This is a genomic window from Lysinibacillus sp. NPDC096418, assembly GCF_044762775.1.
Taxonomy (GTDB): domain Bacteria; phylum Bacillota; class Bacilli; order Bacillales_A; family Planococcaceae; genus Lysinibacillus.
The window spans coordinates 12669-27931 of sequence record NZ_JBIWEY010000039.1 but is presented as its reverse complement, the minus strand read 5'-3'; the positions used below and the strand labels follow the sequence as shown (position 1 = coordinate 27931).

General features: G+C 37.6%; 22 protein-coding genes and 1 pseudogene. 2 read left to right on the top strand and 21 right to left on the bottom strand.

What is annotated here, in order from left to right:
* Positions 1-13 precede the first annotated feature (13 nt).
* The 10 genes from ACIQZG_RS20945 to ACIQZG_RS20900 form a co-directional block, all read right to left on the bottom strand.
* Positions 14-259: a hypothetical protein gene (locus ACIQZG_RS20945; RefSeq protein ID WP_402757513.1), complete on the bottom strand. Its 246-nt coding sequence runs from the start codon at positions 257-259 to the stop codon at positions 14-16.
* On the bottom strand, positions 252-455 hold the full coding sequence (locus tag ACIQZG_RS20940) for a hypothetical protein (RefSeq protein ID WP_402757511.1): 204 nt from the start codon (positions 453-455) through the stop codon (positions 252-254). The genes ACIQZG_RS20945 and ACIQZG_RS20940 overlap by 8 nt, the downstream gene beginning before the upstream one ends.
* Before the next feature lie 83 nt (positions 456-538).
* Entirely contained in the window at positions 539-763 is a 225-nt protein-coding gene (locus ACIQZG_RS20935) for a hypothetical protein (protein ID WP_402757510.1), read from the bottom strand.
* Positions 764-854: 91 nt separating this feature from the next.
* Positions 855-1547, bottom strand: coding sequence for a hypothetical protein (locus tag ACIQZG_RS20930; RefSeq protein ID WP_402757509.1), 693 nt, complete (start codon positions 1545-1547; stop codon positions 855-857).
* 27 nt (positions 1548-1574) lie between these two features.
* Positions 1575-1925 carry a hypothetical protein gene (locus tag ACIQZG_RS20925; RefSeq protein WP_402757507.1) on the bottom strand — a complete coding sequence of 117 codons (351 nt, stop codon included), beginning with the start codon at positions 1923-1925 and terminating at the stop codon, positions 1575-1577.
* Between the two features lie 116 nt (positions 1926-2041).
* Positions 2042-2566, bottom strand: a complete 525-nt coding sequence (locus ACIQZG_RS20920) for an ERCC4 domain-containing protein (protein WP_402757505.1) — start codon at positions 2564-2566, stop codon at positions 2042-2044.
* A gap of 109 nt (positions 2567-2675) precedes the next feature.
* Entirely contained in the window at positions 2676-3026 is a 351-nt protein-coding gene (locus ACIQZG_RS20915; RefSeq protein ID WP_402757503.1) for a hypothetical protein, read from the bottom strand.
* Positions 3027-3052: 26 nt separating this feature from the next.
* Entirely contained in the window at positions 3053-4147 is a 1095-nt protein-coding gene (locus ACIQZG_RS20910) for a DnaD domain protein (protein WP_402757501.1), read from the bottom strand.
* A gap of 100 nt (positions 4148-4247) precedes the next feature.
* A complete protein-coding gene (locus ACIQZG_RS20905) occupies positions 4248-4541 on the bottom strand; it encodes a hypothetical protein (protein WP_402757499.1) in 294 nt (97 codons plus the stop codon).
* A gap of 11 nt (positions 4542-4552) precedes the next feature.
* Positions 4553-4756 (bottom strand): helix-turn-helix domain-containing protein, encoded by a 204-nt coding sequence (locus ACIQZG_RS20900; protein WP_402757497.1) that lies wholly within the window; start codon positions 4754-4756, stop codon positions 4553-4555.
* 146 nt (positions 4757-4902) lie between these two features.
* Between ACIQZG_RS20900 and ACIQZG_RS20895 the strand changes: the two genes are divergently transcribed.
* On the top strand, positions 4903-5778 hold the full coding sequence (locus ACIQZG_RS20895; protein ID WP_402757495.1) for a helix-turn-helix domain-containing protein: 876 nt from the start codon (positions 4903-4905) through the stop codon (positions 5776-5778).
* 55 nt (positions 5779-5833) lie between these two features.
* A complete protein-coding gene (locus ACIQZG_RS20890; protein ID WP_483869795.1) occupies positions 5834-7012 on the top strand; it encodes a site-specific integrase in 1179 nt (392 codons plus the stop codon).
* A gap of 25 nt (positions 7013-7037) precedes the next feature.
* On the opposite strand, the gene ACIQZG_RS20885 is transcribed toward ACIQZG_RS20890, so the two are convergent.
* From ACIQZG_RS20885 to ACIQZG_RS20835, 11 genes and pseudogenes are all read right to left on the bottom strand, one after another.
* The gene (locus ACIQZG_RS20885; protein WP_402757493.1) at positions 7038-7637 is read right to left on the bottom strand and encodes a YpjP family protein; all 600 of its coding nucleotides are present in this window, start codon (positions 7635-7637) and stop codon (positions 7038-7040) included.
* Between the two features lie 276 nt (positions 7638-7913).
* On the bottom strand, positions 7914-8798 hold the full coding sequence (locus ACIQZG_RS20880; RefSeq protein ID WP_402757491.1) for a nucleotidyl transferase AbiEii/AbiGii toxin family protein: 885 nt from the start codon (positions 8796-8798) through the stop codon (positions 7914-7916).
* Between the two features lie 756 nt (positions 8799-9554).
* The gene (gene brnQ / locus ACIQZG_RS20875; RefSeq protein WP_402757489.1) at positions 9555-10898 is read right to left on the bottom strand and encodes a branched-chain amino acid transport system II carrier protein; all 1344 of its coding nucleotides are present in this window, start codon (positions 10896-10898) and stop codon (positions 9555-9557) included.
* A 277-nt stretch (positions 10899-11175) separates the two neighbouring features.
* Positions 11176-11967, bottom strand: a complete 792-nt coding sequence (locus tag ACIQZG_RS20870; RefSeq protein ID WP_402757487.1) for a class I SAM-dependent methyltransferase — start codon at positions 11965-11967, stop codon at positions 11176-11178.
* On the bottom strand, positions 11955-12386 hold the full coding sequence (locus tag ACIQZG_RS20865) for a BrxA/BrxB family bacilliredoxin (RefSeq protein ID WP_402757485.1): 432 nt from the start codon (positions 12384-12386) through the stop codon (positions 11955-11957). The genes ACIQZG_RS20870 and ACIQZG_RS20865 overlap by 13 nt, the downstream gene beginning before the upstream one ends.
* 226 nt (positions 12387-12612) lie before the next feature.
* Positions 12613-12765: a hypothetical protein gene (locus ACIQZG_RS20860; RefSeq protein ID WP_402757483.1), complete on the bottom strand. Its 153-nt coding sequence runs from the start codon at positions 12763-12765 to the stop codon at positions 12613-12615.
* Positions 12766-12820: 55 nt separating this feature from the next.
* The gene (locus tag ACIQZG_RS20855) at positions 12821-13159 is read right to left on the bottom strand and encodes a hypothetical protein (protein ID WP_402757482.1); all 339 of its coding nucleotides are present in this window, start codon (positions 13157-13159) and stop codon (positions 12821-12823) included.
* Positions 13132-14334, bottom strand: coding sequence for a phage portal protein (locus ACIQZG_RS20850; protein WP_402757480.1), 1203 nt, complete (start codon positions 14332-14334; stop codon positions 13132-13134). Before ACIQZG_RS20850 ends, ACIQZG_RS20855 begins: the two co-directional genes overlap by 28 nt.
* 17 nt (positions 14335-14351) lie before the next feature.
* Positions 14352-14585 carry a DUF6148 family protein gene (locus ACIQZG_RS20845; RefSeq protein WP_402757478.1) on the bottom strand — a complete coding sequence of 78 codons (234 nt, stop codon included), beginning with the start codon at positions 14583-14585 and terminating at the stop codon, positions 14352-14354.
* Positions 14586-14703: 118 nt separating this feature from the next.
* Positions 14704-14949, bottom strand: a pseudogene (locus ACIQZG_RS20840) (PBSX family phage terminase large subunit); the annotation flags it as partial.
* Positions 14942-15256, bottom strand: a complete 315-nt coding sequence (locus ACIQZG_RS20835; protein WP_402757476.1) for a hypothetical protein — start codon at positions 15254-15256, stop codon at positions 14942-14944. The pseudogene ACIQZG_RS20840 and the gene ACIQZG_RS20835, both read right to left, overlap by 8 nt.
* Positions 15257-15263 lie beyond the last annotated feature (7 nt).

Sequence of the window (15263 nt, the reverse complement as noted above, 5' to 3'; positions counted from 1 at the left end):
TATGACATACAACTTACATATAAAGCACTTCTTCGTGTTCTGGTATGTCATCAATGATGTAAACAGTTGTTCGGTGTACTAATCTTTTGGAACCATCTGTAAGTATAATTTCGGCACACCCACGAGCATCATATTTAAGATCATCAATTTGTGTTTGAATTTCTTGGTACTGTTCTAAGTCTAAAATCAATACTGGTTTATAGTTGCCCATTCGTTCACGTGCCGCTTGCTCAATTTTTAGGATTCTTTTCTTAAACATCGTTTTCACCCCACAAACCCTCGGAACTTACATTCAATAAATGTACTAATCCAGCGTGATCTTCATGGCCATCTTTAAAATGTTGAAGCATCAATAACGCATCTTTATTAGGCTTGTCCTTCATAGCACTTTCAAACATTTCATGAAATCTATTTTCTGAAAACGTATACTCCTTATCCAACGATGGGAAATACATATAGCATTCCCCATCACGCTCAAAAGACCGTTTCTCTAATTGTTTTAATCTCGATAAAAAATTTTTAATAATATCCCCCCCTATCAATGTATTTGGTGTCGTTCTTCTTCCATCGCTTCCAATGCAGCAATGCGTTCCTCCATCTCACCATCGTTAATAGCAGTTAACGCTACGCTACTTAAATACGCTATTGCGCGAGCTATATCAATGCGCTCTTTCGTGGTTCCTGGTTCAATTTCGAGCAATCCATTGATTTGTTGTCCTAAAACTTGTCGGATATGCTGCGGCTTACTGATTCTTTTTGCCACGTACCCCCACCCCCCTGTTAAGAATGCTGTTGTATCAACGACTACAGCCTATTTATGAGTACAAAACTTGCAATAAAATCATTAAATTCTTTTACTCCGCCTGATCAGCTGCTATAAGCTCCCAGTCAATATTAGTAACTAGATTCTGAATCGATTTTTTAAGTGCAAGTTCTTTTACACCAACACTTATGATATGATTCTCAGCCGCTCTCTTCCGTTCATTTCGTTCACTTGCTATGATTTTTTCATTCTCACTTAATAAAGAGAGCGAAACTCTTTGCATAATACTTTTAATCTCCGCAATCTCTATTTTAGGATCGTACATACGGACAATATCAGTTGCATTATCTAAAAATGCTTGTCGAACTTGTTCTGGGGCACCTAATAACTCATCGATAAAAATCTTAAATTCGAATTGTGATGTTACAAGAGTCATTTTTGATCTCAATATATTTGCTTGGTAAGCTAGTACGCTCACTTCATCCGCTAATAGATTACGTACACCTTTTCGTTCAGCATCCTCTTCTTCTTGGATAACTTTAAGCTGCGCTTTAGCTTCTGCTGTCTGCGCTTCGAGTTGTTTATCCCAATCCGCCACAACCATTTTTACTTGATTCGACAATTCTTGAATATGTTTCACTTGATGTTCACGAACTACTTCTTTCTTGACGCGATTTAACTCTACTTTTGCATCTTCGATGAATGAATGAGCATCCCCAATATTTACTAAACCGTCGTCCCAAACAATTGTATTTCCTGCTACTTTTTTTGTTTGAATAACCATTTTCCTAACCTCCTGTAGTTATCTTTTTTATGCACCATTAAGTTCTACTTCTGATTTTCGTAACTGCTCATAATAAGCCTTCTCAAGTTCCGTTAAAGCAGCGCGCTTTTTATAAAACTTAATCAGCAAAATAATTTGGTAGTGAGTATGTTCTTGATGAATTTTCTTTAAATCACTGATCCAAATTTGTAAAGCTATCGTTCGTGATTTCGCACACATATTAGAAATACGATTAGCTAGTTCAATCTCGTCAATACCGCCTCTAACATTACGAATAACAAACTGTGCCACTTTGTACACGTTGTTTCGTCCAGAAGCTTGTAAGATCGGTCGTATCGTTTCCAAAAATTCGTTATGCAATGCCTGTACATGTTTCATACTTTCACCTCCTTTCATTGGGGCTGGATAGTGGGGCTGTTCTTTTGTTTAGTTCACTTGAACCCTACAAGTATCAAGGTTTTTGAACGTTGTTGTATTTTAGAGGGAATAAAACACTATCCCTTTAACGCCGTTCTCACGTTGTAATAAAGATGCCAATATATCCAGTTGCCGCTTAGTTGCTTATCCATGAATGTAGTGGAAAAGCCGTAACGTGCTTCAAACGTCTTAATTCGTGCTAGTAATGCTTTGGCGTTGTACTGACTCCTGTAGTTACCATGAACCAAGTCGTAGTAACTACCTTCTATTAAAAGAGTGAAGTGTGACTTTTGCGATCTAATCAGCTCGTGTTCAAACCGTTCCTCTTTTATGCTGCTTGCCAATTCATCAATGCTGTTCTTACGTTCAACAATGAAAGGAAAATATGTATCCCTTTGTATTCCTAACACATCATTTTTCGGGATCATTGCAGCATAATCTCCTGTGTCTTGTTTGGCACTTTTCCACGCTATTTTCTGCTTTTCAAAATAATTGGTGATATGAGAAGCTTCTTGTTCTCTGGTATCCACTAGCACCACCATAGAAGCTAATAAGGCTTTTAGTTCTGTTTCTGTGTATTTGTAAATGGCTTGAATATTCATCCCTCCTAAAGTTGTTTTAAGAGCCGTAGAAGCGGTTTTGACCCCAACCATATAAACTATCGAATTGAATAATAAGACATGTCTACGGCATTGCTGTGCTCTGAGAATATTATCCGTTAATACCTTTTATTTTAATTTCAAGTAAATTAAGCAATTCACTAACTGCTATTCTTTGCATCATTGCCCATTCTTTTTCCTGAAGAGGTAAAGATTCATCTTCCAATTTTTTTGTTAAGTCCTCGTAGTACTTAACCGCTTTTTCTTCTGCCGATAGTTGAATTTCGTATCCATGAATCAAAGCAGCAACAAGAGTATCAATATCTAATTCTCTTAAAAACCTCATACCTATTGGTCTTATCTGTGGGGTAATGTATAGCTCCATTATTTTTCCAGTACTATACCAACTCTTTGCTACTTCTAGCATTGATGCCTGTTTTTGGCTTAGTTTCACTTTATCCACGTGCAACTTCCTTTCGTGTGTAAATGCTATGCACTTTCTACTGGCTCTCTTCGCTGTAATCTTTCGTGTGCTTCTAGTTGTTCCAGTGTGTCTATACCATCGTTATGCCATTTAAATAATTCGTCTGTAACATGACTCACTGGTTTTTCAGGCTTTACTTCTTGAACACGTATACTTTTTAAAATCCTGTTTATAAGTCTGTAATCAAATTTATAAACTTCTAACCATGGTGAAATATTTTTATAAATCGACTCTAGTTGATCTCTATCGTTTGTGAATGTGCGTTGTACCTCTTTTTCCACTTCCATTATTTGTTGAGGAACAGAAAGCACCTCGTTTACGAACGGTTTTTCATTTTCAAAAGAATCATTAAGAGAATGGACCGACAGACCGACGACTGTTTTTTCTTTTTTCTTTTCTTCTTTTTCTCTATCTACGCTATTAGTAATACTAGAGGTGGGTAAAGAGTCTTTAAAAGAGTTGTCGGTCTTTTCTTTAATTGCATTATTAGAATTATTTTCATTATTAATATTAATAACTTGATTATTATTAATCCCTTTCTTAACTTGATTAACCTTAATAGCTTTATTATCTTTATTATTATTGTTCCAACGCTGTTCTTTTACTGTTCCAATGCTGTTCTCATTCCGTTCTGTCACTGTTCCATCTGCGTTCTCTTGCTGTTCTTTTGGTGTTTCGTTACTGTTCTTTTGGTGTTCCAAAGGTGTTCTAACAGTATTCTCACTCTGTTCCAAGTTACCACCCTTATAATGGTCAAACCCTTGATATTTAGCGTAGTTAACAACTGTAAAAAGAGTTCCAAGCTTAGTATTTTCAATCGTAATTCTTTCTTCCTCTACCAACTCGCTTATCTTCCTGTTAAGCGTTGAAAGGCTATACATTTTCTCACTGTTATTTTCGTAGTAGACTAAATCTTCCCTCAAGTTTCTTAATGACCTTAGGTATTGACCACGCTGGATGTGTATATTGCCTTTCTTAACACCATCTTCAGCAAATACCGCATTACCTAAAATGCAGAAAAATAATCTAAACTTAGGGATATCCGTCCATACATCGTTTCCGAATATCTCCCTACTTATTAAAAAGGCACCGAATGCCATATAACTAAACCTCCTTTCGTTCCACAGAAGCTGTCGTTACATTCACCTCCCAAACTCACATACATACTCCCTTACACACGCCGCCAAGCGTTTTATTCGTTCACCATTCTGCGGTGATTTCGTTAATTACTTCAAAAGCCTGTTGCGCCAAATACCAACGTTTACGATTCTTTTTCCGTTCAATGGCCCTCATGCGCGGATCGCAAAGTATTTCATCCTCTAACCAACGTTTAGACATGTCAGTTAACTGCACAAGCCGCTCCACCGAAACTAGCCATAGCTGCGATTGAATAGCTTCATCTAACTGCTTTTCTATATGTTGCTGGATAGATCGCTTATCTAGTTGTAACTCAATTTTTGTTTCTAACATACCGTCCTTCCTTTCGAACAGCACTGAAAATGCTGTTAATAATTAAAAAAAATATAATCAATATCTATGTGAGGGTACTTACTTTTAACAGACTCTATAAAATTTCTAGAAGCCTTGATAGTACCGCGTTCTACTTTTTCATACATAGATATAGATACACCAATATTTTTTGCCATCTCTTGTTGCGTTAGTTTTACCCCTTGTCTAAATTCCTTTAGTGGCTTTAGTTGTACTCCCATAAATTATGCACCTCCCAACATTTAACATGCTTATAAATTAACACAGCATTTAAGATGCTGTCAAGCATCTATAATGCTGTTTTTGTTGTATATTTCTAAAAATGGTGTTTTAATTGGATTAATACTGTTTACTCAGAGGTGAGATTTTGAACACGAATAAAATTGGCGAAATAATTAGAGATGCTAGAAAAGCTAAAAAATTAACACAAAAACAACTAGCCCAAAAACTAGGTAAAGTCGAAAGTACAGTTAGAATGTGGGAATTAGGAAAAAATAAGCCACCAGCAGAGATTTTAGGAATATTAGGAAATGAATTAGATATACCTTTAGGTGAACTTTTAATATCAGCTGGATATTTCCAAGAGTTTGGGGCAATGATTGAAGATAATTTTAAAAAACCACCTACGATTCCTACACTAGGAGAGGCTATACGAGAGGCTAGAGAAGATTTTTATGATGTTAATGGTAATCAATTGAATATTACATTATCTGATATATCTAAAGAAACAAATATTCCGCAATCTATACTTGAACAGATAGAAAATGATGAACATATTCAACTTTCAGATGTTCAATTAATGGCACTTGCTAAAGCTTTAGATGTTACTTTTGCTTATCTATATTTATTATCAGGTAAAGGTGATACATTGTTTGAAGATAATCATAAAAATAATGCATTGATACAACTACGTCCACTTCGAGCTAGTGATGTAAAATGTGTTAATTTAATGACTTTTGAAGATTTTTATGAGTCAAAAATGAGATTAACAAACGGTTCGATGATTGGAATAGATTCCGCTAAGGAAATCTATAATTCATTTATTTTTGCTAATAAAATTGATCTATTATTACAATTAAAAGCACTACCGAATCTATGGGAAGATAGTCCTGACATTGAATACTTGTTAAACTTTTCAGAAATTCAGCTCAACTATAGAGGACGAATATTGTCACCAACAGATAAACAAAAAATTCTTGCAAAAATTAATGAAATAGCAGATGAATTTGAGTATCAAGACTAGATAACACTCACCTATTCCTGTACACACGCCGCCAAGCATGAAAGGAATGGTAAAGGTGAAGTTATATAAATCGGCAAAAGAACCTGAAATATATCACTATTTCAATGCAAACGGTGAAAAACTATGGATGTTTCGACATAAGTATTATGACGCTACTGGGAAGCGAAAAGAGAAGAAAAAAAGTGGTTTTAAAACAGAAAAAGCAGCATTGAAAGCCCTCCTGGAAGTTAAGGGCGCAACGCTGCGAGGTGAAACAAAACATATAGAAAATGATAACCTAACTGTAACACAATGGCTAGATATTTGGTTTGAATCCAATAAACGGAAATGGAAACCTGGAACAATAACACAACGTGAAATCATTTTAAGGCTTAATATAAAACCGTTCATTGGCCATTTTAAGTTACAAAAACTAGACAGATTAACATACCAAAAAAGTTTAATTAATGCCTTAGAAAAGAAATATGAACCTAGCTCAATTCGACTAATACACTCAATCTTTTTAATCGCTATTAACGCAGCAGTTGAAGAAGAGATACTTCTTCGGAATAAATTTAGAGGGGTAAGCTTACCTTCTACTCGAAACAAAGAAGCTGAGTTATCGGTTCTTACATCTGATCAACTACGAACAATGCTCGTATACACAAAAGAGCATGAAGATGAAACTTACTATTCAATTTTACTGTTACTATCTTATACAGGAATGCGTAAAGGTGAAGCGTTAGGCCTCCAATGGAAGGATATTGACTTTGAAACGCAAACAATTAGTATTATGCGGAATCGAACAAGATATGGTACGGGGTCAACTAAAACAAAAAATAGTGAACGTAAAATCAAAGTTGGTACGAATGTAATTGATCAGTTAAATCGTTATCAAAAAGTAATCAAAGAAAAATTACTATCATACGGGAAAAAACTAGAAGATGATGATTATGTATTTCACTCTTTGGAAAGTATGATACCAATGCCATTAACAACGTTACACAAAGGATTTAAAAGGATTATTCAACGTGCCGGATTAAAAGAGTGCACACTCCATTCTCTTAGACACTCTCATGCAACTATATTAATGAACGATGGTGTACCAGTAAGGGCGATTGCCGAACGTTTGGGGAACACGCCTGAAATGATTCATACAACATACGGGCATGTATTGAGGGAAATGGAAGATAAAATTATCGACACTTTTGACCGCGCTATTGAAATTGGGGCTAAAAGTGGGGCTAATCTCTAAGAGACAGCCCCTAAACCCTTATATATCATGACATCCACTTAGGTGGTGTGTTTTTTTCCCAGTAGATATCACCAAGGTTGTAGTGCGTCAAGAAGTCGTCCTCGGCACTGTGGTAGTGGAAATTGTAATAATAGCCTTCCTGTGGGCGTTTTTCTGTGCGTACATGGAAGCGAATTAAATCATTGCCAGTTTCACTACTCGTAATGTTGAAGATCTTTTCGCCGTAGTTGCCACTTGGCTTTTCTGTGATTGTTAATGAAGCAAGCGACTCATTGTCTAAGCTAGCCACAGTCATGGCAATAGCCTCTTCCATTTTCGGAAAGATGATTGTGTCGAACTCATTGCTAATTCTCGGGCCTATTTTCGTACCGAACTTTATGTAAGATTGTTCTTTAGCGGCATCGACTAGTAAGGAACTATAGTCAATTGCTTCTTGCTGTATTTCAGTTTCCTCTATTACTTCTGGTTCTGCGGCGCTTGCTGTGTTTGCACTAAAAGGATCAATGGCAGAACGATTCGATTGATTTTGGTCGAATGCGTCCCATATTTCATGTGTTGGGGTAATTAATCCTAATGTTAAAAACGCAACCGTAATGACTATACTTTTTTGAATCCATTTCTTCATGAATGATCACCTTCTCTTTATGTACAAATTAGTAATACTTCTATCAATATATACGTGCAAACCAATTAAAAGGTTTCAAATTTCTATAATTCATTGTACAATATTATTGTATAAATGTGGTGTTTTTTTAAAAAGGAGGAACAAAGCATGTCAACAGCATTTGGTATTGGATTTTTATTAATGTTAGGTTATTTATCATCTTTATGCTTCACGGACTAATTCTATTATTCAAAAAGCCCGCGATTTCACAATGATTCGCGGGCTTTTCCTTTTCTATTATTTCCAATCCCTAAGTTGGCAATCCCAATTTCCAAAGAATTCATCCTCTGTCAAAATCACTTCGTAAATTGGTAAAAATGCTTTCTGTAAGCGCTTAATAGTTTTTTCAAAAGTTAAAGACTTATCGCTTATAAAAGTATTCCATTGTTTATTTCTTTGCGGATTTAAATAAAATTCTTTCGAAAGCACTAGTTGATCCTTTTCTATACGTGTTCTACGTAGATCAAAAACTTCCAACACAGCCTCCTGCAATACTCTTCCTTCAATATTCTGAGTCTCTAACAGCAAATATACTTCGTAAAAATCTTTCATTCTATTTTCTATGTCTTCTAGACGTATCATCGCGTCGAATCTTTCTGCAAGTATAGTCTCTGTTGAGCTCCCTAATATCTTGGGTGATTCCATGTCAAGTAGAGTCGGCATTGTTACCGTTTTAGGTGCTAGAATATGATTATCCCTATAGCTAACTTGTATTTCTATGTATGTTTTCCTTTGATCAAATATAACGGGAATAACTATATGAACCTCTTCTTTTTTTGCCGTGATCTTTAATTCGTCCAAGTTAAAGCTAACACCATCTACTGGTACTTCTATCGCACAAATTTCTTCAAATACATGTTGTAACTTGTTTATATCATCTGTCATTTGTTTTGCTGATAAAGCAATTTTTGTAGACCGTTTTATTGATCCATTTGTCAATGCAAATAATAAATGGTCTCCTTTTAGTAAAAATCTCTCTTGGTAGGCAGAGATTGATAATCGGTATAGCCACCTTTCTTGGATATAATAGTGTGCAAACACATCTAAATTTTCACCATTTTTTGTAGCTACATTGATTAATTGATCTGATACACTTGTTGAAATAGTATTTACGTTTTTCATCGTAATTTCCACACCCCTATATACAAATTTTAGTGTCCGTCTAGCCCGATTCCATATGCCAAATGTAAGAAATGCTTAGAACGTCATTAAGTTTAAAGTCCCAAGCCAAAGCATTGAATTGACAGAAAAAACAATTCTTGAGTCAGATTGAATTTATTGGGTTTATAACTGACATCACTAATTATTACTTATTTTACCTAAAGTGTAAACGGTAATTATATCCAATAAATTTGTAGTAGGGTATGTGAGTTTTTTGCTATAAAATTAGACAAGGGGTGACCCCGCTTTCGCGAAGCCACCCCTTTAGTATTTAATAGGTAACATTTTTGTAATTTATAAAGTCTCAACCCAATCATCTGGGGAATAATATCTTGAAACACATTTGTTTCATTACCGCGGTAAAATTCCACTGTGTGCCTTCTAACTTAAGCAACGCAAACCCAACCTTCTTTTGCGTCCTTGCAGCCCCAAAGCATGCGCCAGTGTGAATAAGTATCCTAAAAAACAAAAAGCAGAATGCCAGATTACAGAAATTAGCTACCTAAAATAGCACCAAAACAATATAACATAGTTCTAGTTGAAAGTAAAATAATTGATTTATTAACTGTTAAAAAGAGAGTTATCACCATGACTTTGGGGCAATTTTTTCCGGATAGGCGGGGAGTCCGATGAATCGCTTCAATCCATGAGCATTCTTTCATTGTGATGCGTTTTTACCAAATGTCATCCCCACCTCTTGGTGATGAACCTAAAAGATTACTTTATTGTTTTTCGTGTTGGTATTGCATAGCCGATTAATGTACCAATGATAGCAGGTAGCACCCAACCTAAGCCGATGTCATATAAAGGTAGTATATTCGAGTAAAACTTCTCAATGGCCTCAAATAGAGCGAACTCTGCTGCAGGCACACTGTCTACTAACGCTTTGTAACCGTCGATAATACTAATAAAGAAAGTAAAGAACATAGCTGTCGCAAATACGCTTTGCTTGTTTTTGAATAGTGGCGAACATAGTGCTAGTAAAATTAATACAATCGCTAGTGGATATAGGAACATTAATACTGGAATCGCAAATTTAATAATATTCGTTAATCCAAAGTTTGCGATTGTAAAAGAAACAAGGCAAAGAATAAAGACAAACCATTTATAACTTACTTTCGGGAAAACTTCATGGAAAAACTCACTACAAGATGTGATTAAACCTATACTCGTTTTTAAACAAGCAAGGACGATAATAATCGCTAGTAGAATTCCTCCGAATGATCCGAAGTAATGTTTGGCAACCGCCGCAAAAATTAATCCGCCATTATCATACGTGCCAATTGCTTCAATACTTGAAGCACCCATGTACGTAATTAAAGTGTAAATAAGCATCATCAACGCCATCGCAAAAATACCCGATTTCCAAGTTGCTTTTGCGATTTCCTTGCGATCTGTAATGCCAGATCTTTTAATTGCATTAATAACAACAATCCCAAATGCTAATGACGCGAGGGCATCCATTGTATTATACCCCTCTTTAAATCCAGTCATGAATGAAGAGTCCACATATGCCCCCATAGGCTGTTGGAAATCTCCCATAGGAGAAAAAATACTTATGGCAATTAATACAAATAAAAATATTAAAAAGGCAGGCGTTAAATATTTGCCGATATAATCCATAATTTTCGCTGGGTTTAATGAGAAATAATAAACAATTGCAAAGAAAACAAAGCTAAATAGAGCCAAAAATATCGTTAGATTTTCTGGTTGGATATATGGTTCAAAGCCTACAGTAAAAGGCACTGTAGCTGTACGTGGAATCGCAAAAAACGGACCAATTGTCAAATAAAGTGCTAACGAGAAGACAACGCCATATACTGGGTGAACGCGGCTCGCTAAATCGCGTAAACCATTACTACCAGATAAGCCAATCGCTAAAATTCCAAGGAACGGCAAACCAATCGCTGTTATTAAAAAGCCAAGCAATGCAAACCAGAAGTTTGTCCCTGCCAATTGTCCAAGCTGAATCGGGAAGATTAAATTCCCAGCGCCAAAAAACAGACCAAATAGCATCGTGCCAATGACTGCATACGTAGAAAAAGGTATTTTATTTTGCATAATTGATGCTCCTTCATGATGTTTTGACTATAGTAAATTATTTGAATATAATAATATTTTATCTATAATGCATTTTATAGTACCAAGCATAGCGTTTAAAAACAATAGTTTTTTCATAGATTATCGTGAAATTTCTTATCCTTTGTCGAATTTACATTTGTTTCAATATAATGTTATTTCATTTCTTCATCCAATCTCTTCAATTAAGAAGAAAAATGAAAAAACTGCCCAGAGATTAAAAAATTTCTTGTTGGACAGCTTCTTCATATTAATACGTTTATACTTTTTCATAAACGCCATAATGGAACTTCGAAGTTACGCGTGTAAGCCGTGTAAAGCCGTACATGTCGAACCATTCAGAACGGAAATGTGCCTTCAAGACAACACGCTCTTTCGCCACACGTTTAGCTTCTTGCACCCACTCATCAGTTAACGCTACATGCGCACCAGCTAATCGTAACGCCTCAAAATTAGTCGCCTCTTCAATGACTTCCTCGAACATCGGATCCATATACACGACATCAAATGCATTGTCTGACAACGATTTCAAATACGAAACTGCTTCAGCCTGTACAACTTCAATTTGCCGCATACAAGCTGTTAATGGTAGCTCCGTCGTATCATAGGTTTGCATTCCCTGTGTCACAATAAACGCCACATTTGGGTTCGCTTCAATCCCAACGACTCTCCCCTGCCCACCAACCGTAAATGCAGCAAGCATCGCATCCGCCGCAAGTCCAAGTGTACAATCTAATATGGAATCACCCTTTTGCAGTTGCGTTGCCTCTAAAAACGGCTCCGCTTCCCCTCTTGCCACACGCTTTAACCGAAATGCAGCAGAATTCGGATGGAAGAAAAACGGCTCATTCGCTCCAAATGCATAATATTCAAAACGATTTTTCCCAGCAACAATAACATTTGCATGCAAGCTCTCCGATATTTTTCGTACCGAACGCTTTTTTCTAGGCTCGAATAGTGCATCCAATTGTTTACACGCAAAAGCAGCGAGCGCCATCGACAAGTCGTCTGGTCTGCCCGCTGTAGTGACAATCGTAGTTACTTCGCGCATGTTTGCTCTAAAACGCCCGTTAAATGCGCTGTAATTTGCTCCACTGGGAAGCCCTCAATTTGCTCACGAGGAATGAAATACGCTAACTCGCCATCTTTTAAAATTGCCATTGATGGAGAGCTTGGTGGCACCTCGCTAAAGAAACCGCGCATTGCAACAGTTGCTTCCGGATCTTGTCCTGCAAAAACTGTTACTAAATGATCAGGTTTCACAGTTGCTACCGCTTCACGCGCTGCTGGACGCGCAAGACCTGCCGCACAGCCACACACGGAGTTGATGACAACTAGTGACGTTCCCTTAGCCTCCGCCATAAATTCATTCACCGCATCCACAGTTGTTAGCTCACTAAACCCAGCCTCCACTAACTCCTCACGCATCGGTTTAACTACCTGTCTCATGTATTCATCGTAAGCGTTCATCTATTTACCCCTTTTCGTATGTATTCGCAGAGCCTATTATAGCAAGGTTTTTCACGAATGTACAAAGACACGACTTTCGCTTGTTTTTACCCCTTTTCGGGAGAAATGTGACTTTTTCGTGATTTTGGTGACTTTTTTGTGTAACGGAAAATGCTTGTTTAACACTCGTTACACAAAACAAAAAAGGGCCAGATTTCCCCTTTTGAGAGAAATCTGGCCCTTTTGTTTATTTAGTAGCTCGTCGTTGTTGAATAGTAATATACAAACCTAGTAAACGGTCTGTTGTCATCCTACGATTTTTCAAGTCATTCAAATGTGTCTCTTGAATTAGATTCTCATGTACTGCTTGAGATAAAAATGCCTCCGCTGCCGTTTGCATTGCAGGTGATCCTGGATTCCAGTTTGTATTTGCTACAATAGTAGCCTCCTTCGTTTCATCTTTTACGATTAGTTGTACCTAGTGCTTGCTCCTCACGCACACGTTGGGGATGATTACGCCAGTAGTCTCCGCCATTCATTTCAACAGTTTCTTTCGCACGTGTACTAAATCCGTTATCAACTCGCTTAATCGCCACATTGACCTCATTTAGAGGATTTAGTAATCCTTGCGCTGGTCCATTCCATTCAGCAGTTGCATAAGCTTTGCGAATTAACGGATCATCTAAAAAACCCGGTGCATCAATGCGACCGAGTAAAATTGCTTCTGTTAGAAATTCTTCATATATTGGCTGACAGAATCGGGTTGCTAACCATGTACGACGCATCTTAAACATCTTCCATGCCTCCAACAGTGCCCCCTTGAAGCAGAAGCAGAATATGAGGAAGTAAAGTGCTTCAATAACAATTCATACAGTAATTCAAGAGCCGCAACGATTTGTCTGCAAATTGAAACGACAAACGGATCAAATGCAGCATTGTTTCTTCCTGGATTCGTTGTATTTGCTTTTTCTCCTTCTGCCAAAGCCACAATAGCACCCGGGGCAAGTTCGTAACTTGAATCATCCTCATCATCTACTCTATCTTCATCAGCAATGACCTCGCCAAACGGTCTCTCGTTACTCTCACCTGCCGATTCTATAAATACTGTGAACAGTGATGATACAAGTGCAGCTGTTAACTCCGCTTCTGTATAACGATCAAGTTGCTTTAGACTTTCTATAACGGGCGCTAGAATTGGAACACCTCGACGTTGCTCAGGTCGCTCGGACTCCATTAGATGCAAAACATTTTTCCGCCCCGTCTTGGCACCAAACTTTTCTATCCTAGCCCATTCTTTTGTACCTGAAGATTTTCCAAGTGGATGATGCTTTGCAATATGATACGCTGCTACCTCTCCAAAGCGCCCAAGTTCCACTCCATTAATAATGTCGTCTTTGGCACCAGTTGGAGAAGAGATACGATCCGCTTCAATCAATTGAACACGTAAACCATACAGATGCTGTTTGTGCCTACGATAAGGTAATAATGTAAATACCTCACCGCTCATTAAAAAGGATAGAAAAGCAAGCTGCTGCAATTCATAAAAGTTATGCATCTGCATCGCATCACACATTAGTGAATCTGCCCATAATGCAAATTCACGTTCCGCTTTTGTTTCCCACTCGTCCGCTTCCTCGTCAGACATCCCTAAAAATTCATAATCTATTTGTGCATTTAGCTTCAATCCTTCACCTACAATATTGGTCCTCATTGTTTTTATGGAACCTGTTGCTAGTGGCGTATTCATGTAGAGATCGCGTGAACGCTCTCGCAATGTAGGGAGGTTGTCGTCTATGTTTTCTTTTGTGCTGCCACCTTTAAAGCTCCATCCAATCATGGATTTTTTACGTTTACTAGCACCGCTATATGAGTAACCAGTATCCAAAATATCTAGTCGTTTACGTGCACCAATACGCTTTAGCGCACGCTCTGGCGAAACAATAGCAATTACCTTATCAATTGCATTCAACTTAGCTCACCACCATTCTATAAATCCCTCGGAACAATTCTTGTCACTCTTCGTCGCCCTCTACCGCTTGCAGACGCCTCTACCTTGACTAACTCCCTTTGCCAAAACTTAATCTGCTCACGCACTTGGGCAAGATTGGCTCGTTCTAAACGCTGATTATCAATTGAATAGCTCTGCCCTTTGGCAATAGCCTCCTCCGCATTGAGCCAAATTTGCAGTCTCTTCTTTACTTCCTCAACAGTAAACGCCATAACCTACTGCCCTTTCGAAATAGTTCTTCTTTTTTTCTTGCGTCTGACCGTTTGCGTAAACACGCTACCATTCAGTTTGTTGTCCTTCAAATACTTCAAATCAGGATTTAAAATACGCGTTACGTCTGAATGAGCCGATTGTTTTACCGGCCATCCCCAAGTTTTCATCCTCGAACGTTTCCATTCCCCATATAACGAATGACAGTGACATAACAACTGTTTTACCAGCACGAACAGAACCGTCGCAAATAAGACCATCCTTGTCCTTATGCGGTGAATCATCTTGCCACCATTTAAGTACTTTGAGTTGTTTTTGACTAAAAGGTTTGAAGTTGAATAGAGCAGGTTTCTTTCGCTTACTCATTCCAATTCACTTCCGTTCCTTTCAACGCCTCTAAGAAGCCATCATCCTCAAACTCGTCTTCATCGTCGCTATTTTCTTTACGAATAGCAATTTTAGATAGCTCGATGTCTGTTTTGGTTTTCTCCATGTCGAGTTGCATTTTCTCCAATTTCAAACGACGCTCGTCATCAGCATCCGCCATCTCAACAAACTGACGAATAGAAGAACGCAACTCCCCAATTGCTCTTGATTGAGCAGTGAGTAGTTGCGCCTGACGTTCCCATGCGAATTGGAAGTTGTATTCTTCTTCGATTGTAGCTTGCTCCATGCCACCA